Consider the following 21,282-nt stretch of genomic DNA (forward strand, 5'->3'; position numbering starts at 1 on the left):
GCAATGAGCAAGCTGCGGGTAGGAATTATTTTTGGCGGCCGTTCGGCGGAGCATGAAGTGTCGCTGCAATCGGCGAAAAACATTGTCGATGCACTGGACCGTTCGCGCTTCGAACCGGTGCTGATCGGCATCGACAAACAGGGGCACTGGCACCTCAACGACCCCTCCAACTTCCTGCTCAATCAGGAAAACCCGGCGCTGATCGCCCTCAATCAATCCAATCGCGAACTGGCGGTGGTGCCGGGCAAGGCCAGTCAGCAATTGGTGGAAACCTCGAGCCAGGAACTGCTGGGCCACGTCGATGTGATCTTCCCGATCGTCCATGGCACCCTCGGCGAAGACGGCTGCCTGCAAGGCTTGCTGCGCATGGCGGATTTGCCGTTTGTCGGCTCCGATGTGTTGGGTTCTGCGGTGTGCATGGACAAGGACATCAGCAAGCGCCTGCTGCGTGACGCGGGGATCGCGGTCACGCCCTTTGTGACGTTGAACCGCGCCAGTGCCAAGCGCACCGGGTTCGCTGAAGTACAAGGCAAACTCGGCCTGCCGCTGTTCGTCAAACCGGCGAACCAGGGTTCTTCGGTGGGCGTGAGCAAAGTGACCAACGAAGCCGAATACACGGTGGCGGTCGAACTGGCCTTGGGCTTTGATGAAAAAGTACTGATCGAATCTGCCGTCAGCGGTCGCGAGATTGAATGCGCGGTGCTGGGCAATGATCAGCCGATCGCCAGTGGCTGTGGCGAGATCGTCGTGAGCAGCGGCTTCTATTCCTACGACAGCAAATACATCGACGACCAGGCCGCCCAAGTGGTGGTTCCGGCCAACATCAGCGTCGAAGCGAGCGAACGTATTCGCGCCCTGGCCGTCGAGGCCTTCCAGGTGCTGGGCTGTTCTGGCCTGGCGCGGGTCGATGTGTTCCTGACCGACAGCGGCGAAGTGCTGATCAACGAGATCAACTCGCTGCCCGGCTTCACCCGCATCAGCATGTACCCCAAGCTGTGGCAGGCCACGGGCATGACTTACAGCGAACTGGTCAGCCGCCTGATCGACCTGGCGCTGGAAAAGCATCAGGCGCGGCAAGCGCTGAAGATCAGCCGCTAGGCTTGGTAACGATTCACTCCGCGACATCCGCCTCTCGGCGCGCAACTGTCTGGCAGGCAATATCAAAAAGGCCTACCTCCCGGTAAGCCTTTTCTCATTCCTGCGTATGACTCAATCCCCCAACGCTTCCCCCTCACGCCGCGGATCGGCCCCACCTTCCAACGAAGCCTTTCCCTGCGCATCCTTGACCCGAACAATCGCCTGAGTCCCGCTGGTCATGTCGATTTCATTCACCACATGCCCCTTGTCTTTCAGCGCCTGAATCAACGCCGGGCTGAACTGCCCTTGTTCCAGTTCGGTCGGGCCGTTGCGGCTGCCGAAGTTGGGCAGGCTGATGGCGGTTTGTGGGTCGAGGTTCCAGTCGAGCAGACCGATGGTGGATTTGGCGACGTATTCGATGATTTGCGAGCCGCCAGGGGAGCCGACGGTGGCGAGGAATTCGCCGCTCTGGCGGTCGAAGATCAGGGTAGGGGCCATGGAAGAACGCGGGCGTTTGCCGGGTTCGACGCGGTTGGCGACTTTCTGCCCGTTCTCTTCGGGGATGAACGAAAAGTCGGTCATCTGGTTATTGAGCATGAAGCCCTGGACCATGAGGTGCGAGCCGAACGCCGATTCGACGGTGGTGGTCATGGACACTGCGCCGCCTTCGTCATCGACGGCGACCACTTGCGAGGTGGAGATGCGCAGTGGCGAGCGGTCCGGCGCGTAAGCGACTTGAATGCCCGGCGGCGTGCCGGGTTTGGCCGTGCCCATGCTGCGATCGCCGATCAGGGCGGCGCGGCTGGCCAGGTAAGCGGGATCTACCAGGCCGTTGACCGGCACGGGCACGAAGTCGGTGTCGGCCACGTATTGCGCGCGGTCGGCGTAGGCCAGGCGTTCGGCTTCAGAGATCAGGTGCACGGCTTCGGGGGCGGGTTCGATGCCGGCGGGTTTATCGGTCTTGTGGGGTTTGAGCGGCGCCAGGGCCAGGCGCGGGTCGCGGGTTTCCAGGGCTTGCAGGGTGCCGAGGATCTGCGCCACGGCAATCCCGCCGGACGACGGTGGCGGCATGCCGCAGACTTGCCAGCGTTTGTAGTCGGTGCACAGCGGCGCGCGCTCCTTGGCCTTGTAGCCTTGAAGATCGTTCAGCGACAGGCTGCCCGGGTTTTTATGCCCCTGGACTTTGGCGACGATTTCTTCGGCAACCGGCCCTTTGTACAACGCATCCGGCCCTTCTTTGGCGATGCGTTTCAGCACGGCGGCCAGCGGCGGGTTTTTCAGCAATGTCCCCACCGCTTTCGGGCTGCCATCGGCATTCAGAAAGTACGCCATCATGTCCGGCGACCGCTGCATCGACGAGTCGGAAGCAATCAGCTGATGCAAACGCGGCGAGATGGCAAAGCCGTGTTCCGCGAGTTTTATCGCCGGTTCGAACAGCTTCGCCCAGGGCAGGCGTCCGTGTTTCTGATGCGCCAGCTCAAGCGCTCGCAACACCCCGGGCGTCCCCACTGAACGGCCACCGATCTGCGCCTGGGTGAACGGCATCGGCGTGCCATCGGCTTGCAGGAAAAGTTTCTCGGTGGCGCCAGACGGAGCGGTTTCCCGACCGTCATACGTGCGCACGGCTTTCCCGTCCCACAGCACAATCAACGCGCCGCCACCGATACCTGAGGATTGCGGTTCCACCAGGGTCAACACGGCTTGCATCGCAATGGCCGCATCGATGGCCGAACCGCCCTGACGCAACATCTCCCGCCCGGCCGCAGCCGCTAGCGGATTGGCGGCCGCCGCCATGTGTTTCGAGGCGTGCCGGGTTTGCAGGTCGGTGCGATAACCCGAGCCGGCTTCCGGTGCGAGGGGCAGTGTCGACGTGGGCGGTGCGTTGCAGGCGGCGAGGGTTAATGCGGCGGCGATCAGCGACAAGGCTGGCAGGCGATAGCGGCTCAAGTGGAAGGCTGGGAACACGTGGGGCACTCCGTCCGTGGGATAAAAGATCCGGGGACTTTATCGGCCGACAGGGTGCGACGCAAACCGCGTCCGACCGCCACAACACTTTTGCCCTTCATCAGTCGGTGAATTTTCTGTAGGGTCGAGAGCAACACAGCGGCCAGAAAACCAACAAGAGGCACACATGCAGACCGAGTTTCCTACCCAGCCGAGTTACCGTGGGCAACGTGAACAATTCCTCGCGGCGGCCACGGCGGCCGGCGCGACCTTGACCGAGTATCCGCATCCGCTCAAAGGGCCGTTCGGCGAGCCGTTGAGCACCGATGTGGCGGTGCTGGGCGATCCGCGCGCCAAACGGCTGCTGATCGCGCTGAGCGGCACCCACGGGGTCGAAGGCTTCTATGGCTCGGGCTGTCAGATCAAATGGTTGCAAGACTTGGGTAAGCGTTCGCTACCGGCGGATGTCGCGGTGGTGATGATCCATCTGATCAACCCGTGGGGCACGGCGTGGTTGCGTCGGGTCAATGAAGACAACATCGATCTGAACCGCAATCACCTGAACTTCGAACGTCCTGTGCCGGATAACCAGGCCTATGGGTTGCTGCATCAAATCTATGCCTGCGCTGAGTTGCACGGCCCCGAGCGTGATCGGGCGGATGCCTTGCTTGAGGCGCAGATCAAAGAGCACGGCTGGCCGGCGGTGATGTCGATCGTCGAGGGTGGCCAGCACAGTCATCCCGATGGATTGTTCTTTGGCGGCCTGGCGCCGAGCTGGTCGAACCGCACGCTGCACCGGATCATTCAGCAACACATCGCCCACGCCGAGGTCGCCCTGTGTTTCGACTTGCACACGGGCGCGGGTGAATACGGTCATCCGATGCTGCTGACCATTACCGAAGCGGCCTATTCGGCGCTGGACGATGCCCAGGCGATTTACGGCCCATGGCTCTACACCTTGCACACTGGCGCCAACACCACGAGCGAAACCGGAGTGGCCGCGACTGCGACGGGTTACACCTCGCAAGCGCTGCTTAATGCTTTGCCTAACGTGCGATTGATGCCGTTTGTGATCGAGTGCGGGACGTATCCGGGGGCCGACGTTCATCGGCATTTGCGCGATGACCACTGGCTGCACCTGCATGGCAATCCGAGTGATGCGGTGGGGCGCGGGATCAAGCTCAATTTACTGGAGCAGTTCTATCCGGCTGACAGCGACTGGCAGGCCATGGTCTGGCTGCGTACCTGGCAAATTTGGGAGCGGGGCTTGTCCGCGTTGTCGACGCTGCGTGCCTGATCGGGCGCAGCACTTTTCTCGAGGCATAAAAAAACGGCCTACCTTTCGGTAAGCCGTTTTTAGTACTTGGTGGCTACACAGGGACTTGAACCCCGGACCCCAGCATTATGAATGCTATGCTCTAACCAACTGAGCTATGTAGCCAAGTGGCGCGCATTATTCACCGGTAATGCAGATGCGTCAAGCGCAAATCTAAAATATTTCTCTACACTTTCAACCGCTTATCGTCCTGAGCCGAAAAACCGGGGCAGGGCAGGGTGTCAGCTGAGCTGAAATCTCCCGGTATTCGCGCTCAAGGCCTTGCTGCCCTGGCTTAAGGTATCTGCCGCAAGGTTCACGGCCCGCGCGCCTTCCAGCAACCTGACGGCCGTCTGATCGACCTGCTGGATGTTGCCGCTGACCTCATCGGCGGTGCTCGCTTGCTCTTCGACAGCGGTGGCGATTTGCGCCAGGGTGTCGGTGACGCTTTGCACGGCGCTGGCGATTTCCCCCAGGCGTGCGCCGAGGCCCGTGACGGCTTCAGCGTCGGTCTGAGCCTGGCCGCAAGCGGCTTCCATCAGGGTCACTGCTTCATTCACCGTGCTGCGCAGGCTGTCGACGGTGCTGGCGATCTGCGCGGTGGACGATTGCGTGCGCTGGGACAGACTGCGTACCTCATCGGCCACCACGGCAAAGCCGCGACCTTGCTCTCCGGCGCGAGCCGCCTCGATGGCTGCGTTGAGCGCCAGCAGGTTGGTCTGCTCGGCAACGCCGCGAATGGTGTCGACCACCAATTGAATCTGCTGCCCCTGCTCACTGACCCGACCCAAGGCTGCCGCCGTGTCGTTGAGCCGCTGATTGAGCTGCTGAATGCTCGCCGTGGTGCGTTGGCTGTCGCGGCTGCTGTCGGCGGCGATTCGCTGGGTATGCTGGGCGCTGCCGGACGCCTGTTCACAACTCTGGGCGACCCCTTGGGAGGTGGCGGCCAGTTGCGTGGCAGCAGCGGCGATCTGGCTGATCTGGATTTGCTGGGCCTCGACTTCGCCCAAGGCGCCGCTGGAATGATCGTTGAGGGTGCGCACGGCGTTGCTCAACTGCAAAGTCTCGTGATCGACCCCGAGCAAACTGTTGCGCAGTTGCACCACCGCGACGTTCAGCGCGGTGCTGATTGCCGCCAATTCGTCGCGACCTTGCACCGGCACTTGCAGGCTCAGGTTGCCGTCACGCAAGGCTTCGGCCAGCACGGTGATACCGCTGGCGCTACGCCGGATCGAGGCCCGCAAACACACGAACAGGTACAGCGCGGCCAACAGCAGGCAACCAAAGATCGCCGCCACCAGGATGAACTGGCGAATGGCCGAGGTGTGGTAGTAATCCAGGCGTTGATCCAGCGACACCAGGGATTGCTGGCGCAGGGAGGCGAGGTCGGTCAGCAGCGCGTCGAGGTTGTGTTCGAAGTCGTCCGGCTTGAGGTTGATGCTGCCGCCGAACACACCGTCGTCGAGGACCTTCAAGGTCCCATCGAGATGCTTGAGGCTGTCATGGTATTGCCCGGCCCAGGTTTGCAGGGCGCTGGGCAGGCGGGCTTCCAGCAGGCTAGCCGTTTTGACAAGCTGTTCGCGGGCATCACCGATGCGTCCGCGCAAGTCCCGCAGTTGCAGACGGCTTTGCAGCGTGAACTGCCCGGACACCACTGACGCCTGGCCAACCGCTGCAAGGCGTCCGACCCGTTCAATCAGGTCCGGCGCGTGTTGGGTGGAGATCTGCGTCAGCAAATAGGTTTCCAGCCAGGGCGCCAGGGTCAAGCGATTGTCCATGGCGATCTGTTCGCGCAAGGCTTGCAGGGCGCTCAAGGCGTTGGTGAAGCGATCGTAACCGTCCGGCCACCAGCCGACGCCGCTGAGGCTTTTCGAGTCCAGGCCATTGAGGGCGGTTTGCAGGGCTTGATAGCGGGCCAGGGTTTCACCTTCGGCGCCTTCGGTTTTCAGCGCGTTGCCCAGGTCCGTGGTGGCTTGGGCGACGGCGGGTTGCACGGCGTCGAACGCGCCCATGGCGGCGATGGTGGCGGGGGTTGGCTGGCGATTGGTTTCGGTGGCGCGCCAGCGCGCGGCGCGGTCACGCTGGGCGGCGAGCAGGTTATCCAGCGCATCCAGGGCCAGCAGTTGACGAACCCCGGCACGTTCGCCGGAAATGAGCTGCAGTTTGTCCCGATAATCCTGACCGATCATCCACAGACTGCCGCCCAACGGCAGGATAAACAGCAGAAACAGCAGCTGAAATTTGCGCGCGAAGCCAAAACGCCCCAGCAGCCCGATCCCCGGTGATAAAAAAGCCTGCATGCCCCATGACTCCTCTGGACACCACGCACCATTGGCGTGCGTCGTGATCGTTGCGACCGCGACTTGTGCCCTTTTAAAAGGCCTCGAAAGTTCACCCTCGCCAGCTCTGTAGGCCGACTCTGTAGCGAAACTTCCCATTCTCGATCCCCTTTGTAAGGGGGCCGCGTTGAAGGGGAGAAACAAGGCAAGATTCAGACCATGGCGTTGCGCTATCACCCACTCTTCGATGAACGTCGAGGTCGTTAGCAGGCTAAGGGGATAGCGTTGTTGCACTGAAAAATGGCACATTGGCGCACCTGCCCGTGTGCACCCATCTGTAGTACGGAAATTCCCATGGCTATCAGCAATGCCCAGACCGGCGCAACGCCGGCATCCGCGACGCCGCAAAGCAGTCCCTTAGTCATGCGCATCATCGGCGCGGTGGCGCTGGCGCATTTGATCAACGACCTGATTCAGTCGGTGCTGCCGTCAATTTACCCGATGCTCAAGGCCAATTATGGCCTGACGTTTACCCAGGTCGGCCTGATCACCCTGACGTTCCAGCTGACCGCCTCGCTGTTGCAGCCGTGGGTCGGTTACTACACGGATCGCCATCCCAAGCCGTGGCTGTTGCCGGCCGGGACGGTCTGCACATTGATCGGCATTTTGATGATGTCGCAGGTGGGCAGCTTCCCGATGATCCTGCTGGCGGCGGGATTGATCGGCATCGGCTCTTCAACCTTTCACCCGGAAGCTTCTCGCGTGGCGCGCCTGGCCTCGGGCGGGCGTTTCGGCCTGGCGCAATCGACCTTCCAGGTCGGTGGTAACGCCGGTTCGGCGTTCGGTCCGTTGCTGGCGGCGGCGATCATCATTCCTTACGGTCAGGGCCACGTTGCGTGGTTCGGCTTGTTCGCGGTGTTTGCGCTGTTCGTGCTCTATCGCATCAGCCGCTGGTACGCCAATCACTTGAACCTGTTCAAGCTCAAGCAGGGTCAGGCCGCGACTCACGGCTTGTCGAAAAACCGAGTGATCGGCGCGCTGGTGGTCCTGGGCTTGCTGGTGTTCTCCAAGTATTTCTACATGGCCAGTTTCACCAGTTACTTCACCTTCTACCTGATCGAGAAGTTCGACCTGTCGGTGGCCAGTTCGCAGCTGCACTTGTTTCTGTTCCTGGGCGCGGTGGCGGCGGGGACCTTCTTCGGTGGGCCGATTGGCGACAAGATCGGGCGTAAGGCCGTGATCTGGTTCTCGATCCTCGGCGTGGCGCCGTTCACCTTGATCCTGCCCCATGTTGACCTGTTCTGGACCAGCATCCTCAGCGTGGTCATCGGCTTCATCCTGGCCTCGGCGTTTTCCGCGATCGTGGTGTACGCGCAGGAATTGGTGCCGGGCAATGTCGGGATGATTGCCGGGGTGTTCTTCGGCCTGATGTTCGGTTTTGGCGGGATTGGCGCGGCGTTGCTGGGGCATCTGGCGGATGTCCACGGGATTGAATACGTGTACTTCCTGTGTTCGTTCCTGCCGCTGTTTGGGGTGTTGGCGATCTTCTTGCCGCGCACCAAAAAGGCCTGACAATACGCGGACCCGTAGGAGCAAGGCTTGCCCGCGAAGCTTTTAGCGTCAGTGATGACGCCTTCGCGGGCAAGCCTCGCTCCTACAGGTTTGGTGGTGTTGCCCGGATTCCAGGCACAAAAAAGCCGCGTATCAAACGCGGCTTTTTGTTGCGTAGCTGTTTTTACACGTTGAAACGGAAGTGCATCACGTCGCCGTCTTTCACGATGTAGTCCTTGCCTTCCAGGCGCCATTTCCCGGCTTCTTTGGTGCCGGCTTCGCCCTTGTACTGGATGAAGTCGTCGTAGGCGATGACTTCGGCGCGGATGAAGCCTTTTTCGAAGTCGGTGTGGATTACGCCGGCGGCCTGGGGTGCGGTGGCACCGACGCGGACGGTCCAGGCGCGGACTTCTTCGACACCGGCGGTGAAGTAGGTCTGCAGGTGCAGCATCTCGTAGCCGGCGCGGATCACGCGGTTCAGGCCAGGCTCTTCAAGACCCAGGGCTTCGAGGAACATGTCTTTCTCTTCGCCGTCTTCCAGCTCGGCAATTTCGGCTTCGATCTTGTTGCAGACCGGAACCACCATGGCGCCTTCTTCTTCGGCGATGGCTTTGACGATATCCAGCAGCGGGTTGTTCTCGAAACCGTCTTCAGCGACGTTGGCGATGTACATGACTGGCTTGGTGGTCAGCAGGTGGAAACCACGAATCACGGCCTTGTCGTCGACACCCATGGTCTTCATCAGGGTGCGCGCAGGCTTGCCGAGGGTGAAGTGAGCGATCAATTGTTCCAGCAGGCCTTTCTGGACCACCGCGTCCTTGTCGCCACCCTTGGCGTTGCGCGCGACTTTCTGCAGTTGCTTCTCGCAGCTGTCGAGGTCGGCGAAGATCAGTTCCAGGTCGATGATCTCGATGTCGCGTTTCGGGTCGACGCTGTTGGAGACGTGAATCACGTTCTCGTCTTCGAAGCAGCGGACCACGTGGGCGATGGCATCGGTTTCACGGATGTTGGCCAGGAACTTGTTGCCCAGGCCTTCACCTTTCGACGCGCCGGCCACCAGGCCTGCGATGTCGACGAATTCCATGGTGGTCGGCAGGATGCGCTTGGGGTTAACGATGGCCGCCAGGGCTTCCAGACGCGGATCCGGCATCGGCACGATACCGGTGTTCGGCTCGATGGTGCAGAAGGGGAAGTTCTCGGCCGCGATCCCGGATTTGGTCAGGGCGTTGAATAGGGTGGACTTGCCGACGTTAGGCAGGCCGACGATGCCGCAATTGAATCCCATGGTGTTTTCCCCGAGGAGTGAGTCAGGCCTTCTGGCTGTGCAGGTTTTTCATCGCGCGGTTCCATTCCCCGGCGAGGATATCCGGCAGCACGCCGAGGGCAAAGTCGATGCTGGCATCGAGTTTTTCCTGTTCGGCGCGTGGCGCACGACCCAGGACGAAATTTGAAACCATACTGGCAACGCCCGGGTGGCCAATGCCAAGCCGCAAGCGGTGAAAGGTATTCTGATTGCCCAGTTGCGCGATGATGTCGCGCAACCCGTTGTGACCGCCATGGCCGCCGCCCTGCTTGAGCTTGGCGACGCCCGGAGGCAAGTCGAGTTCGTCATGCGCCACGAGGATTTCTTCAGGCGTGATGCGGAAGAAACCGGCGAGTGCCGCCACGGCCTGGCCGCTGCGGTTCATGTACGTGGTGGGAATCAGCAGACGAACATCCTGACCCTGGTGCGAATAGCGCCCGGTCAGGCCGAAATATTTGCGATCGGCCACAAGGTTCACACCTTGCGCGTTCGCGATGCGCTCAACAAAAAGGGCCCCTGCGTTATGCCGGGTCTGTTCGTATTCAGCGCCTGGATTTCCCAGGCCAACGATCAGTTTGATGGCAGTCACGATAGGGGCCCTTCCTTGGAGTGGTGGATAACATCGCCGCAATCCGGGAGTGCGGCGAAAGTGGACGACAAGTGCTCATTTACCATTATGTAAACTCCGCGTTCTCGCCCGCTTTCTCGCTACGTTCCAGTCCGCGATGTTACTTGATCACTCCGGCTTCACAGAGTGAATTACTCTGCTGCGCCTTCTTCGGTAGCTTCTGGAGCAACACGTGGAGCGTGGACGTTGGCAACAGCCTTGTCATCACCGTGTGCCAGAGCAACAAACTCAACGCCTTTAGGGGCTTTGAGGTCGGACAAGTGAATGATCGAACCGATTTCAGCGTCAGTCAGATCGACTTCGATGAACTCAGGCAGATCTTTCGGCAGGCAGGTCACTTCGATCTCAGCAACAACGTGCGAAACTTCGCCGCCTTTCTTGATCGGGGCTTCTTCACCAACAAAGTGTACAGGCACAACAGCGGTCAGTTTCTGGCCAGCGACTACGCGTACGAAGTCAGCGTGCAGCACGTGGCCTTTAGCCGGGTGGCGCTGCAGAGCTTTGATGATGACGTTTTGCTTTTTGCCGCCAACGTTCAGCTCGATGATGTGGCTGTAAGCCGCTTCGTTTTCGAGCAGTTTGGCAACTTCTTTAGCCAGCATGCTGATGGATTCAGGGGCTTTTTCGCCACCGTAAACTACAGCTGGTACCAGGCTTGCGAGACGACGCAGGCGGCGGCTCGCACCTTTCCCCAGGTCGGAACGCACTTCAGCATTCAGAGTAAAATCGTTCATGTTGTATCTCCAAAATAACCACATTCGCCCCAGCGGTTGCGACCAGCGCTAAAGGCGATATGGGCAAAAAAGCCCCGCCCCGACAGGAATGCCGGGGCGGGGCGCTTTTCGTCAACGAGACATTCGAGAAGGGCAGGGCCCTTAACGGAACATCGCGCTGATCGATTCTTCATTGCTGATGCGGCGGACCGCCTCGGCAACTACCGGCGCGATATCCAGTTGACGGATACGCGAGCAGGCTTGAGCAGCAGCGGACAACGGGATGGTGTTAGTCACCACCAGTTCGTCCAGCATGGAATTTTCGATGTTTTCGATCGCCCGACCGGACAGCACAGGGTGTGTGCAGTAGGCGAAAACCTTGGCAGCGCCATGCTCTTTCAGGGCCTTGGCCGCGTGGCACAGAGTGCCGGCGGTATCGACCATGTCATCGACCAGAATACAGGTACGCCCTTCGACATCACCGATGATATGCATCACTTCAGAGTGATTGGCTTTCTCACGGCGTTTGTCGATGATCCCGAGATCCACGCCCAGGGATTTGGCAACAGCACGTGCACGCACGACGCCACCAATGTCCGGGGACACGATCATCAGGTTTTCGAAGCGCTGATCTTCAATGTCATCCACCAATACCGGGGAGCCGTAGATGTTATCTACCGGAATATCGAAGAAACCCTGGATTTGGTCAGCATGCAGATCAACCGTGAGAACACGATCGATGCCGACTACGGTAAGCATGTCAGCAACGACTTTCGCGCTGATAGCCACACGTGCGGAACGCGGACGGCGATCCTGACGGGCATAACCAAAGTAAGGAATAACAGCAGTGATACGAGTAGCCGAGGAGCGGCGGAAGGCATCAGCCATCACTACCAGTTCCATCAGGTTATCGTTGGTCGGAGCGCAAGTCGGCTGAATAATGAAGACATCTTTACCGCGGACGTTTTCATTGATCTCGGCAGTAATTTCACCGTCGGAGAACTTACCGACAGAGATGTCACCGAGAGGGATATGCAGCTGACGTACAACACGCCGAGCCAGATCGGGGTTAGCGTTCCCCGTAAAGACCATCATCTTGGACACGCGCAGTACCTGAAGGCTGAGGGTAACCTGGATGAGTATAGGAAAATGGCAGGGGCGGCTGGATTCGAACCAACGCATGGCAGGATCAAAACCTGCTGCCTTACCGCTTGGCGACGCCCCTGTATCTGTTGCAACGATTACCCAGTAATCGATTCCTTTAAAGCAGATTTTGCAGCTTGCGATGCAACATCGAAACGTTGCTTCCCTTTGCTACAAACCCTGTAAGGGTCTCTGTAAGAAGGGCCGAGACTTTATCAGCTTCAGCTTTGCTTGGGAAGCCCCCAAACACACAACTTCCAGTGCCAGTGAGTTTTGCTTCGGTAAATTTACCTAACAAATTCAACGCGTTACGTACCTCTGGATAACGCCTTGCTACTACTGGCAAGCAGTCATTTCGACTGTTTCCCTTGGGAACGGGGCGCACTTTAATGGGAGAAGAGTTACGTGTCAACAAAGGATCTGAAAAAATTTCTGCTGTACTTACAGATACTTGCGGCACGAGCACCAGATACCACGGTTCTTCGGGGTCTACAGGGGTCAGTTTCTCCCCGACACCCTCGGCAAAAGCCGCGTGACCTCGCACGAAAACCGGGACGTCAGCGCCCAGTGTCAGGCCCAGCACAGCCAGTCGATCTTCATCCCAGCCCAGCTGCCACAGGTGATTGAGGCCGAGCAACGTGGTCGCGGCATTGGAGCTGCCGCCACCAATGCCGCCACCCATGGGCAGGATTTTTTCGATCCAGATATCGATGCCAAGTGCACAACCCGATTGCGCCTGAAGTTTTTTCGCGGCACGCACAATCAGATTGCTGTCGTGGGGCACGCCGTCGAATTCGGTGTGCAAACGAATCACACCGTCGTCGCGCACGGCGAAGGTGATTTCATCACCGTAATCGAGAAACTGAAAAATCGTCTGCAACTCGTGATAGCCGTCTTCACGGCGCCCGAGAATGTGCAGCATCAGATTGAGTTTGGCCGGCGAGGGCAGCGTCAAGCGCGCAGCAGTCATGTTCACTGCCCCAGTTTGCGTGGTTGCCATTCCTTGATCACCAGCGTGACATCAAGGTCGGTGCCGTGCAGTTTGATCCGCTCGGGCAGCCAATAGCCGTTTTGTTCGGCGTAGCTCAGGTATTCGACCTGCCAGCCATCCTGTTCAAGGTTGGCCAAGCGGCTGTCGGCGTCCAGGGTCAGGCGACTCTTGCTGTCCGGGGCCGGGAGCCCGCGAACCCACCAGGCCAGGTTGGACACCGGCAGTTTCCAGCCCAGCTGTTCTTCCAGCAGGGCTTCAGGCGTCGTAGCGTCGTAGCGGCCCTGATTGGCGACTTCCAGCGACACTTTGCCCGGGCGGCCGGTCAAGCGAGCAGCGCCGCGACCCAGGGGGCCGGAGAGGCGGATGTCGTAGTAATCCTGTCGCTGCAGCCAGAACAGCGTGCCGCTGCCCGAATCCTTGGGGGCGCGAATGCCGATCTTGCCGTTGATCTGCCAGCCGTCGAGGGCAGTCATCTGCTGTTTGTAGGTGTTCCACTGGGCCGGATTACCCTGGCCCTGGACCGATTCACGGGCACCGAAACCGGCGCAACCGGCGAGCAGGGCGATGAAGCTGAAGACGATAACGTGGCGCAAAAACATAATCTTAAAGAGTCTCTGATCCGGTCAGGCGCTTGATGGTGCCGCGCAGGGTAGGGCTGTCGGGTTGGTCCTTGAGGAACTTGCCCCAGATTTGCTTGGCTTCCCGCTGCTTGCCGTTGGCCCACAGGACTTCGCCCAGGTGCGCAGCGACTTCTTGATCGGGGAAACGCTCCAGAGCCTGGCGCAGCAAACGCTCGGCTTCATCGAGATTGCCCAGGCGGAAATTCACCCAGCCGAGGCTGTCGAGGACCGCCGGGTCTTCCGGATTGAGCTGGTGTGCATGCTCGATCAGCGCCTTGGCTTCTTCATAACGGGTGGTGCGGTCGGACAGGGTGTAGCCGAGGGCGTTCAGCGCCATGGCATTGTCCGGGTCGCGCTTGATGATCAGGCGCAAGTCTTTTTCCATCTGCGCCAGGTCATTGCGTTTTTCCGCGAGCATGGCCCGGGTGTAGAGCAAATTCAGGTCGTCCGGGTATTGCAGCAAGGCTTTGTGCAGCACGCCCCAGGCTTTGTCGCCCTGGTTGTTGGCCGACAGGGTTTCGGCTTCGATCAGGTACAACTGAATCGCGTAATCGGGTTGGGCGTCGCGCTCGGCCACCAGTTTGCTCTGGGCTTCGGCGGTCTTGCCGTTGTTCATCAGGATATCGGCCTGACGCAATTGCGCCGGCAGGTAATCGTTGCCGGGGCCAACCTGGGCGTACTCGATCAATGCGCCTTGCGGGTCGTTGCGCTCTTCAGCGATACGGCCGAGGTTCAGGTGCGCCGAATCCACGTGGCTTTCCCGGGCGATCAAGTCTTCCAGGTAACCCTTGGCCTCGTCCCAGGCCTTGGCTTCCAGGCACACGAGCGCCAGGGAGTAACGCAATTCGTCGTCTTCCGGGTACTGCTGAACCAGGCTGGAGAACTCGACCTTGGCGTCGTCCATGCGGTCCTGCTCGACCAACATCCGCGCGTAAGTCAGGCGCAGGCGTTTGTCGTCCGGGTATTTCTTGATGCTTTTTTGCAGCAGCGGCAGGGCTTCATCGCCACGGTTGAGCGTTTGCAGCAGGCGCGCGCGCAGCAGGATCGGGGCGATTTCGCCGGCGTCCGGCGGATTGTCTTCGAGCAGGGTCAGCGCGCCTTTCGAGTCGCCGTCCTGTTGCATCAACAACGCCTTGCCGAAAATCAGCTGGCTGTTCTTCGGATGGCGCTGCAACAAACGGTCAAAACTTTTCATCAGACCGTTGCGCGTGTCCTGATCGGTGTCAGCCGCAGACAGGGCGAGAAAGTCGAAATGCGTATCGCCCTTGCCCAGCAGGACTTTCTCCATATAGACCATGGAGTCGTCGTAACGCCCGGCACGCGCCAGTTGCACGGCGGCGGCCCGTTGAGCTTCGAGGTCGTCCGGGGCGTTTCTCGCCCAGATCAGCGCGGTATCCAGGGCCGCCTGATCGGCGCCCAGGTATTCGGCGATGCGGAAGGCCCGTTCGGAGATGCCCGGATCCTGAGTGTTGATGGCCTGGGTCACGTAGTTGTCCAGCGCAATGTCGAAACGATTGCGTTGGCCAGCCAGTTCGGCACTCAACAGACTGAAGATGGTTTCTTCACTGAAGGAGCTGTAGACCTTGGGCTTTTCAGGGGCCGGAGTGCTGTCTTCAGTCGGCGGCGTGCCGTCCGACGAAACGGGCGCCATAGCCTGGCAGCCGCTGAGGAAGACAAAAGCGAGGAGCAACGCGGAAGATCTATTCATATAGGAGAAGGACGACTAACCTGCGGTCGGATCATCATGACACAAGCCTTCGGCCAAACATAACCGAGTCTCAATTGATGCCTTTATAGAGGCAAGTGATTGGGACAATAGTCGGCGGTAGTTGTTCTGTCAGTGTCGAAGTAGGACAATTGCCGGCTTCACGTCACTATCAGCGACCTTGAATGGCCTTTCTTGCACTCGGTATTAACCACAAGACTGCTTCAGTAGACGTCCGCGAGCGCGTGGCCTTTACCCCTGAGCAGTTGGTGGAGGCCTTGCAACAGCTCTGCCGACTCACCGACAGCCGCGAAGCTGCGATCCTTTCCACCTGCAATCGCAGTGAGCTTTATATAGAGCAGGACCACCTTTCGGCGGACATCATCCTGCGCTGGCTGGCCGATTATCACCATTTGAGCCTCGATGAGCTGCGCGCGAGCGCTTATGTGCACGAAGATGATGCGGCAGTTCGTCACATGATGCGGGTCGCCTCCGGGCTCGATTCCCTGGTGTTGGGCGAACCGCAGATTCTTGGCCAGATGAAATCGGCCTACGCCGTGGCGCGTGAGGCGGGCACCATCGGTCCGCTGCTCGGCAGGCTGTTCCAGGCCACGTTCAACGCCGCCAAGCAAGTGCGCACCGACACCGCCATCGGTGAAAACCCGGTGTCCGTGGCGTTTGCCGCGGTCAGCCTGGCCAAGCAGATTTTCAGCGACTTGCAACGCAGCCAGGCCTTGCTGATCGGCGCCGGCGAGACCATCACCCTGGTCGCCCGCCATCTGCACGAATTGGGCGTGAAGCGCATCGTCGTCGCCAACCGCACGCTGGAACGCGCGAGCATCCTCGCCGAACAGTTCGGCGCCCACGCGGTGTTGCTGTCGGACATCCCGGCCGAGCTGGTGCGCAGCGACATCGTCATCAGCTCCACCGCCAGCCAATTGCCGATCCTGGGTAAAGGCGCGGTGGAAAGTGCCCTGAAGCTGCGCAAGCACAAGCCGATCTTCATGGTGGACATCGCCGTCCCCCGGGACATCGAGCCTGAAGTCGGCGAGCTGGACGACGTCTACCTGTATAGCGTCGACGATCTGCACGAAGTGGTCGCCGAAAACCTCAAGAGCCGCCAAGGCGCTGCCCAGGCGGCGGAAGAGATGGTGGCGATCGGCGCCGACGACTTCATGGTGCGCCTGCGCGAACTGGCGGCGGTGGATGTGCTCAAGGCCTATCGTCAGCAAAGCGAGCGCATGCGTGACGAAGAATTGCAAAAGGCCCAGCGCATGCTGGCCAACGGCAGCAGCGCCGAAGACGTGTTGGTGCAACTGGCGCGCGGCCTGACTAATAAATTGCTGCACGCCCCCAGCGTGCAGTTGAAAAAGTTGACTGCCGAAGGCCGCCTCGATGCGCTGGCCATGGCCCAGGAACTCTTTGCCCTCGGTGAGGGCTCGTCGGATAGCTCGGATAAAAGACCGCAATGAAAGCGTCACTGCTCAATAAGCTGGACATCCTCCAGGACCGTTTCGAGGAATTGACCGCTCTGCTTGGCGATGGCGAAGTCATTTCCGACCAGACCAAATTCCGCGCCTATTCCAAGGAATACGCGGAAGTCGAACCGATTGTCGAAACCTATAAACAGCTGCTCAAAGTGCAAGGCGACCTCGAAGGCGCCCAGGCACTGCTCAAGGACAGCGACCCGGACATGCGCGAAATGGCCGTGGAAGAAGTGCGCGAAGCCAAAGAGCAACTGATCGAAATCGAAGGCCGGCTGCAACGCATGTTGCTGCCCAAGGACCCGAACGACGGGCGCAACGTGTTCCTCGAAATCCGCGCCGGCACCGGCGGCGACGAGGCGGCGATTTTCTCCGGCGACCTGTTCCGCATGTACTCGCGGTACGCCGAGCGGCGTGGCTGGCGGGTGGAGATCCTCTCGGAGAACATCGGCGAGCACGGCGGCTTCAAGGAAGTCATCGCCCGGGTCGAAGGCGACAGCGTCTACGGCAAGCTGAAATTCGAATCCGGCGCCCACCGCGTGCAACGGGTGCCGGCCACCGAATCCCAGGGCCGCATCCACACCTCGGCCTGCACCGTGGCCGTGTTGCCCGAGCCGGACGAGCAGGAAGCGATCGAGATCAACCCGTCCGACCTGCGCATCGACACTTACAAGTCGTCCGGGGCCGGCGGCCAGCACGTCAACAAGACCGACTCGGCGATTCGCATCACGCACTTGCCCACCGGTATTGTCGTGGAGTGCCAGGAAGAACGTTCCCAGCACAAGAACCGCGCCCGGGCGATGTCCTGGCTGTCGGCCAAACTCAACGACCAGCAGACCACCGCCGCGGCGAATGCCATCGCCAGCGAGCGTAAACTGCTGGTGGGGTCGGGTGATCGCTCCGAGCGCATCCGCACCTACAACTTTGCCCAGGGCCGGGTCACCGACCACCGGGTCAACCTGACGCTGTATTCCCTCGACGAAATCCTCGCCGGTGGTGTCGATGCAGTGATCGAGCCGTTGTTGGCCGAATACCAGGCCGACCAATTGGCGGCGATAGGTGAGTAAATGACGATCATTGCCAGTTTGTTGCGTGCAGCAGACCTACCCGACTCGCCGACGGCGCGCCTGGATGCCGAACTGTTGCTGGCGGCGGCGTTGGGCAAGTCCCGCAGCTTCCTGCACACCTGGCCCGAGCGCATCGTGCCGAGCGAAGCGGCGCTGACCTTTGCCAGCTATTTGCAGCGCCGTCGTGGCGGTGAGCCGGTGGCGTACATCCTCGGCCAGCAGGGTTTCTGGAAGCTTGACCTGGAAGTCGCGCCACACACGCTGATCCCGCGCCCGGACACCGAATTGCTGGTGGAAACCGCGCTGGACCTGTTGCCCGCGACTCCGGCCAAGGTCCTCGACCTCGGCACCGGCAGCGGCGCCATTGCGTTGGCCCTGGCCAGCGAACGGCCAGCGTGGCACGTCACCGCCGTGGATCGCGTGATCGAAGCCGTGGCATTGGCCGAGCGCAATCGCCAGCGTCTGCACCTGAACAACGCCACGGTGCTGAGCAGCCATTGGTTCAGCGCTCTGGAAGGCCAGCGTTTTCAACTGATCATCAGCAACCCGCCGTACATTGCCTCGGCCGATCCGCATCTGGTGGAAGGCGATGTGCGTTTCGAGCCGGCCAGTGCTCTGGTCGCCGGTGTCGACGGGCTCGACGATCTGCGTTTGATCGTCGCCCAGGCCCCGGACTACCTCGACGCCGGCGGCTGGTTGATGCTTGAACACGGTTACGACCAAGCCGACGCGGTGCGCGATTTGCTGCTGACCCGCGGTTTTGAACACGTCCACAGCCGCACCGATCTGGGCGGTCACGAACGCATCAGCCTGGGGCGCCTGCCGTGCTGAATGATCAGGAGTTGTTGCGCTACAGCCGACAGATTCTGTTGCAACACGTCGACATCGACGGCCAATTACGGCTGAAAGAAAGCCGTGTGCTGATCGTCGGCCTCGGCGGCCTTGGCTCGCCGGTGGCGCTGTACCTGGCAGCGGCCGGTGTCGGTGAGTTGCATCTGGCGGACTTCGACACGGTCGACCTGACCAACCTGCAACGCCAGATTATTCACGACACCGACAGCGTCGGCGTGAGCAAAGTCGATTCGGCGATCCGCCGTTTGAGCGCAATCAATCCCGAGATTCATCTGGTCGCCCATCGTGCGGCGCTGGATGAAGATTCCCTGGCCGCAGCGGTTGCTGCAGTGGATCTGGTGCTGGACTGTTCCGACAATTTCTCCACCCGCGAGGCGGTCAACGCTGCGTGTGTGGCTGCGCGCAAACCCTTGGTCAGCGGCGCGGCGATTCGCCTGGAAGGGCAGTTGTCGGTGTTTGATCCGCGACGTGCTGAAAGTCCGTGCTACCACTGTTTATACGGGCACGGCAGCGAAGCCGAATTGACGTGCAGCGAAGCCGGGGTGATCGGCCCGCTGGTGGGCCTGGTCGGTAGCTTGCAAGCCCTCGAAGCCCTGAAGTTGCTGGCCGGTTTCGGCGAGCCGCTGGTAGGGCGCTTGTTGTTGATCGACGCCTTGGGCACGCGCTTTCGCGAGTTGCGGGTCAAGCGTGATCCGGGTTGCAGCGTCTGTGGTACGGCCCATGCGTGAAGCGCCGATTGGCGTGTTCGACTCCGGCGTCGGTGGGCTTTCGGTGCTGGCCGAGATCCAGCGTTTGCTGCCCAACGAGTCGCTGCTGTACGTCGCCGATTGCGGGAATATCCCCTACGGCGAGAAAACCCCGGAATTCATCCAGCAACGCTGCAGCGCCATCGCCGGTTTTTTCCAGCAGCAGGGCGCCAAGGCGTTGGTGCTGGCTTGCAACACGGCCACCGTCGCTGGCGTGGCCAATCTGCGTCGCGATTATCCCGAGTGGCCCATTGTCGGTATGGAGCCGGCGGTTAAACCCGCCGCCGCGGCCACCCGCAGTGGCGTGGTCGGCGTCCTCGCCACCACCGGCACCTTGCAGAGTGCCAAGTTTGCGGCGTTGCTCGACCGCTTTGCCACGGATGTGCGGGTGATCACCCAGCCTTGTCCCGGGCTGGTGGAGCTGATTGAAAGCGGCGATTTGCACAGCGCGACCCTGCGCCAACTGCTCCAGGGCTACGTCGAACCGCTGCTGGCGGCAGGCGCCGACACGATAATCCTCGGCTGCACGCATTACCCCTTTCTAAAGCCGATGCTTAGGCAGATGATCCCAGAGACTATCAGCCTGATCGACACGGGCGCCGCGGTGGCGCGGCAACTGCAACGTCTGTTGGCCGAGCGCGAATTGCTCGCTGAGGGACCCGTTCGCGCCGCGCAATTCTGGACGAGTGCCGATCCGGAACATTTCAGAAATATCCTGCCGGTATTGTGGAATTCGGCTGGCATTGTGCAAAGCTTCAAGGACTAGAAAAAAAGCCGGGGCATGCGAGTAATTGGGGTGAACTTCTGATTAAGCGTCGACTTCTATAGCTCTGTCTGTGAGCAACAAAAAAGAAACCATACGAAATCGTTCGGAAAAGGATGTTTCTAATGAAGCGACTATTCTGTTTGGCTGCGATTGCGGCCGCGTTGATGGGGCAAAGTTTGACCGCACAGGCGGCGGGCGTGGAGTTCGGGGTCGGTCAGACCAGCGATTCGACCATGACCTACCGGTTGGGCATGCAATTGGACTGGGACAAGAGCTGGCTGCAAAGTGACGTCGGTCGAGTGACTGGTTACTGGAGTGGCGCTTATACCTATTGGGACGGCGACAAGACCTCCAGCACCAGCAGCGTTTCCTTCGCGCCTGTATTTGTCTACGAGTTTGCCGGGCAAACCGTCAAGCCGTATGTGGAGGCGGGGATCGGCGTGGCGTTGTTCTCCAATACCCGGCTGGAAGACAACAACATTGGCCAGGCCTTTCAATTCGAAGACCGTTTCGGCTTCGGCCTGCGCTTTGCCGGCGGACATGAAGTCGGGATTCGGGCGACGCACTATTCCAATGCCGGTCTGAACAGCAACAACGACGGTGTGGAAAGCTACTCGCTGCACTACACGATGCCGTTGTAAGGTCAAAAGCTTCGCGGGCAAGTCGGATCGCCGCCCGCTCGCTCCTACAGGTTTTGCGTCGTTCGCGATATTGCGTATGACACGAACCTGTAGGAGCGAGCGGGCGGCGATCCGACTTGCCCGCGAAGGCGTAATTTCAGTCGATGCAGTTTTACCGGTAAACCGACACAATCCCCTGCCGCTCTTCCATGCACTCCGGCGACCCCGTCTCGAACTCGCGACAAATCAGTGGGCGTTTTTCGTAGATGGTGCACATCATCGTGTTGCGATCCAGCGCCGCGCACCAGCCGTCATCCAGACGCAACATGACTTCCCCGCCCCAGTCATCGGTATCGATAAAACGTTCGGGCACGCCGGTTTCGGTGATCAGCATGACTTCGAGCTGGCAGCAGCAGGCCGAGCACGTCGAGCAAGTGACCGCCGGTTCGGCGATTTGCGTGTGGGGGATGGTTTTCAT

At 60.4% G+C, this 21,282-nt stretch carries 19 protein-coding genes and 2 tRNA genes; 9 read left to right on the forward strand and 12 right to left on the reverse strand.

What is annotated here, in order from left to right:
- Positions 1-3: 3 nt before the first annotated feature.
- Positions 4-1,098, forward strand: coding sequence for a D-alanine--D-alanine ligase (gene ddlA, locus ACZ89E_RS27810; protein WP_476256799.1), 1,095 nt, complete (start codon positions 4-6; stop codon positions 1,096-1,098).
- Between the two features lie 111 nt (positions 1,099-1,209).
- On the opposite strand, the gene ggt is transcribed toward ddlA, so the two are convergent.
- On the reverse strand, positions 1,210-3,042 hold the full coding sequence (gene ggt, locus ACZ89E_RS27815) for a gamma-glutamyltransferase (protein ID WP_476256800.1): 1,833 nt from the start codon (positions 3,040-3,042) through the stop codon (positions 1,210-1,212).
- A 166-nt stretch (positions 3,043-3,208) separates the two neighbouring features.
- Here ggt and ACZ89E_RS27820 point away from each other — a divergent pair, with 166 nt between their 5' ends.
- Complete coding sequence (locus ACZ89E_RS27820) at positions 3,209-4,318, forward strand: DUF2817 domain-containing protein (RefSeq protein WP_476256801.1); 1,110 nt, start codon at positions 3,209-3,211, stop codon at positions 4,316-4,318.
- A 67-nt stretch (positions 4,319-4,385) separates the two neighbouring features.
- Here the strand turns inward: ACZ89E_RS27820 and ACZ89E_RS27825 are convergent.
- Together ACZ89E_RS27825 and ACZ89E_RS27830 are read right to left on the reverse strand one after the other, a co-directional pair.
- Positions 4,386-4,462, reverse strand: a tRNA-Met gene (locus ACZ89E_RS27825).
- A 116-nt stretch (positions 4,463-4,578) separates the two neighbouring features.
- Positions 4,579-6,636, reverse strand: a complete 2,058-nt coding sequence (locus ACZ89E_RS27830; RefSeq protein WP_476256802.1) for a methyl-accepting chemotaxis protein — start codon at positions 6,634-6,636, stop codon at positions 4,579-4,581.
- Positions 6,637-6,969: 333 nt separating this feature from the next.
- On the opposite strand from ACZ89E_RS27830, the gene ACZ89E_RS27835 reads away from it, so the two are divergent.
- Positions 6,970-8,187, forward strand: coding sequence for an MFS transporter (locus ACZ89E_RS27835; RefSeq protein WP_149661149.1), 1,218 nt, complete (start codon positions 6,970-6,972; stop codon positions 8,185-8,187).
- A 163-nt stretch (positions 8,188-8,350) separates the two neighbouring features.
- On the opposite strand, the gene ychF is transcribed toward ACZ89E_RS27835, so the two are convergent.
- The 8 genes from ychF to ACZ89E_RS27875 form a co-directional block, all read right to left on the reverse strand.
- Complete coding sequence (gene ychF, locus ACZ89E_RS27840; RefSeq protein WP_149661148.1) at positions 8,351-9,451, reverse strand: redox-regulated ATPase YchF; 1,101 nt, start codon at positions 9,449-9,451, stop codon at positions 8,351-8,353.
- A 22-nt stretch (positions 9,452-9,473) separates the two neighbouring features.
- Positions 9,474-10,058, reverse strand: a complete 585-nt coding sequence (gene pth / locus ACZ89E_RS27845; protein WP_008153430.1) for an aminoacyl-tRNA hydrolase — start codon at positions 10,056-10,058, stop codon at positions 9,474-9,476.
- Positions 10,059-10,228: 170 nt separating this feature from the next.
- Positions 10,229-10,831, reverse strand: a complete 603-nt coding sequence (locus tag ACZ89E_RS27850) for a 50S ribosomal protein L25/general stress protein Ctc (protein WP_149661147.1) — start codon at positions 10,829-10,831, stop codon at positions 10,229-10,231.
- 141 nt (positions 10,832-10,972) lie between these two features.
- Positions 10,973-11,914, reverse strand: coding sequence for a ribose-phosphate pyrophosphokinase (locus ACZ89E_RS27855; protein ID WP_003208392.1), 942 nt, complete (start codon positions 11,912-11,914; stop codon positions 10,973-10,975).
- Positions 11,915-11,960: 46 nt separating this feature from the next.
- Positions 11,961-12,035, reverse strand: a tRNA-Gln gene (locus ACZ89E_RS27860).
- Positions 12,036-12,071: 36 nt separating this feature from the next.
- Positions 12,072-12,923: a 4-(cytidine 5'-diphospho)-2-C-methyl-D-erythritol kinase gene (gene ispE / locus ACZ89E_RS27865; RefSeq protein WP_149661179.1), complete on the reverse strand. Its 852-nt coding sequence runs from the start codon at positions 12,921-12,923 to the stop codon at positions 12,072-12,074.
- 2 nt (positions 12,924-12,925) lie between these two features.
- Positions 12,926-13,543 carry a lipoprotein insertase outer membrane protein LolB gene (gene lolB, locus ACZ89E_RS27870; RefSeq protein WP_463258464.1) on the reverse strand — a complete coding sequence of 206 codons (618 nt, stop codon included), beginning with the start codon at positions 13,541-13,543 and terminating at the stop codon, positions 12,926-12,928.
- A 4-nt stretch (positions 13,544-13,547) separates the two neighbouring features.
- Positions 13,548-15,272 (reverse strand): tetratricopeptide repeat protein, encoded by a 1,725-nt coding sequence (locus tag ACZ89E_RS27875; RefSeq protein WP_149661145.1) that lies wholly within the window; start codon positions 15,270-15,272, stop codon positions 13,548-13,550.
- A gap of 182 nt (positions 15,273-15,454) precedes the next feature.
- Between ACZ89E_RS27875 and hemA the strand changes: the two genes are divergently transcribed.
- The 6 genes from hemA (at position 15,455) to ACZ89E_RS27905 (ending at position 20,825) form a co-directional block, all read left to right on the forward strand.
- Positions 15,455-16,741, forward strand: a complete 1,287-nt coding sequence (gene hemA, locus ACZ89E_RS27880) for a glutamyl-tRNA reductase (protein ID WP_149661144.1) — start codon at positions 15,455-15,457, stop codon at positions 16,739-16,741.
- Positions 16,738-17,820, forward strand: coding sequence for a peptide chain release factor 1 (gene prfA, locus ACZ89E_RS27885; protein WP_149661143.1), 1,083 nt, complete (start codon positions 16,738-16,740; stop codon positions 17,818-17,820). Before hemA ends, prfA begins: the two co-directional genes overlap by 4 nt.
- Positions 17,821-18,651 carry a peptide chain release factor N(5)-glutamine methyltransferase gene (gene prmC / locus ACZ89E_RS27890; protein ID WP_476256803.1) on the forward strand — a complete coding sequence of 277 codons (831 nt, stop codon included), beginning with the start codon at positions 17,821-17,823 and terminating at the stop codon, positions 18,649-18,651.
- Positions 18,645-19,400: a molybdopterin-synthase adenylyltransferase MoeB gene (locus ACZ89E_RS27895; RefSeq protein ID WP_476256804.1), complete on the forward strand. Its 756-nt coding sequence runs from the start codon at positions 18,645-18,647 to the stop codon at positions 19,398-19,400. The genes prmC and ACZ89E_RS27895 overlap by 7 nt, the downstream gene beginning before the upstream one ends.
- Complete coding sequence (gene murI, locus ACZ89E_RS27900; protein WP_463258461.1) at positions 19,393-20,184, forward strand: glutamate racemase; 792 nt, start codon at positions 19,393-19,395, stop codon at positions 20,182-20,184. The genes ACZ89E_RS27895 and murI overlap by 8 nt, the downstream gene beginning before the upstream one ends.
- Positions 20,185-20,306: 122 nt before the next feature.
- Positions 20,307-20,825 (forward strand): acyloxyacyl hydrolase, encoded by a 519-nt coding sequence (locus tag ACZ89E_RS27905; RefSeq protein ID WP_149661139.1) that lies wholly within the window; start codon positions 20,307-20,309, stop codon positions 20,823-20,825.
- Positions 20,826-20,976: 151 nt separating this feature from the next.
- Here the strand turns inward: ACZ89E_RS27905 and ACZ89E_RS27910 are convergent, their stop codons facing one another.
- A complete protein-coding gene (locus tag ACZ89E_RS27910; RefSeq protein ID WP_149661138.1) occupies positions 20,977-21,282 on the reverse strand; it encodes a YkgJ family cysteine cluster protein in 306 nt (101 codons plus the stop codon).

The organism is Pseudomonas sp. TE3899 (genome assembly GCF_056279105.1).

What these genes read in the sequence shown, in the direction of transcription:
- ddlA (WP_476256799.1), top strand. Translation starts at nt 4, where the DNA reads ATGAGCAAGCTGCGGGTAGGAATTATTTTTGGCGGCCGTTCGGCGGAG.
- ACZ89E_RS27820 (WP_476256801.1), top strand. Translation starts at nt 3,209, where the DNA reads ATGCAGACCGAGTTTCCTACCCAGCCGAGTTACCGTGGGCAACGTGAA.
- ACZ89E_RS27830 (WP_476256802.1), bottom strand. Translation starts at nt 6,636, where the DNA reads ATGCAGGCTTTTTTATCACCGGGGATCGGGCTGCTGGGGCGTTTTGGC.
- ACZ89E_RS27835 (WP_149661149.1), top strand. Translation starts at nt 6,970, where the DNA reads ATGGCTATCAGCAATGCCCAGACCGGCGCAACGCCGGCATCCGCGACG.
- ychF (WP_149661148.1), bottom strand. Translation starts at nt 9,451, where the DNA reads ATGGGATTCAATTGCGGCATCGTCGGCCTGCCTAACGTCGGCAAGTCC.
- ACZ89E_RS27850 (WP_149661147.1), bottom strand. Translation starts at nt 10,831, where the DNA reads ATGAACGATTTTACTCTGAATGCTGAAGTGCGTTCCGACCTGGGGAAA.
- ispE (WP_149661179.1), bottom strand. Translation starts at nt 12,923, where the DNA reads ATGACTGCTGCGCGCTTGACGCTGCCCTCGCCGGCCAAACTCAATCTG.
- lolB (WP_463258464.1), bottom strand. Translation starts at nt 13,543, where the DNA reads ATGTTTTTGCGCCACGTTATCGTCTTCAGCTTCATCGCCCTGCTCGCC.
- ACZ89E_RS27875 (WP_149661145.1), bottom strand. Translation starts at nt 15,272, where the DNA reads ATGAATAGATCTTCCGCGTTGCTCCTCGCTTTTGTCTTCCTCAGCGGC.
- hemA (WP_149661144.1), top strand. Translation starts at nt 15,455, where the DNA reads ATGGCCTTTCTTGCACTCGGTATTAACCACAAGACTGCTTCAGTAGAC.
- prfA (WP_149661143.1), top strand. Translation starts at nt 16,738, where the DNA reads ATGAAAGCGTCACTGCTCAATAAGCTGGACATCCTCCAGGACCGTTTC.
- prmC (WP_476256803.1), top strand. Translation starts at nt 17,821, where the DNA reads ATGACGATCATTGCCAGTTTGTTGCGTGCAGCAGACCTACCCGACTCG.
- murI (WP_463258461.1), top strand. Translation starts at nt 19,393, where the DNA reads ATGCGTGAAGCGCCGATTGGCGTGTTCGACTCCGGCGTCGGTGGGCTT.
- ACZ89E_RS27905 (WP_149661139.1), top strand. Translation starts at nt 20,307, where the DNA reads ATGAAGCGACTATTCTGTTTGGCTGCGATTGCGGCCGCGTTGATGGGG.
- ACZ89E_RS27910 (WP_149661138.1), bottom strand. Translation starts at nt 21,282, where the DNA reads ATGAAAACCATCCCCCACACGCAAATCGCCGAACCGGCGGTCACTTGC.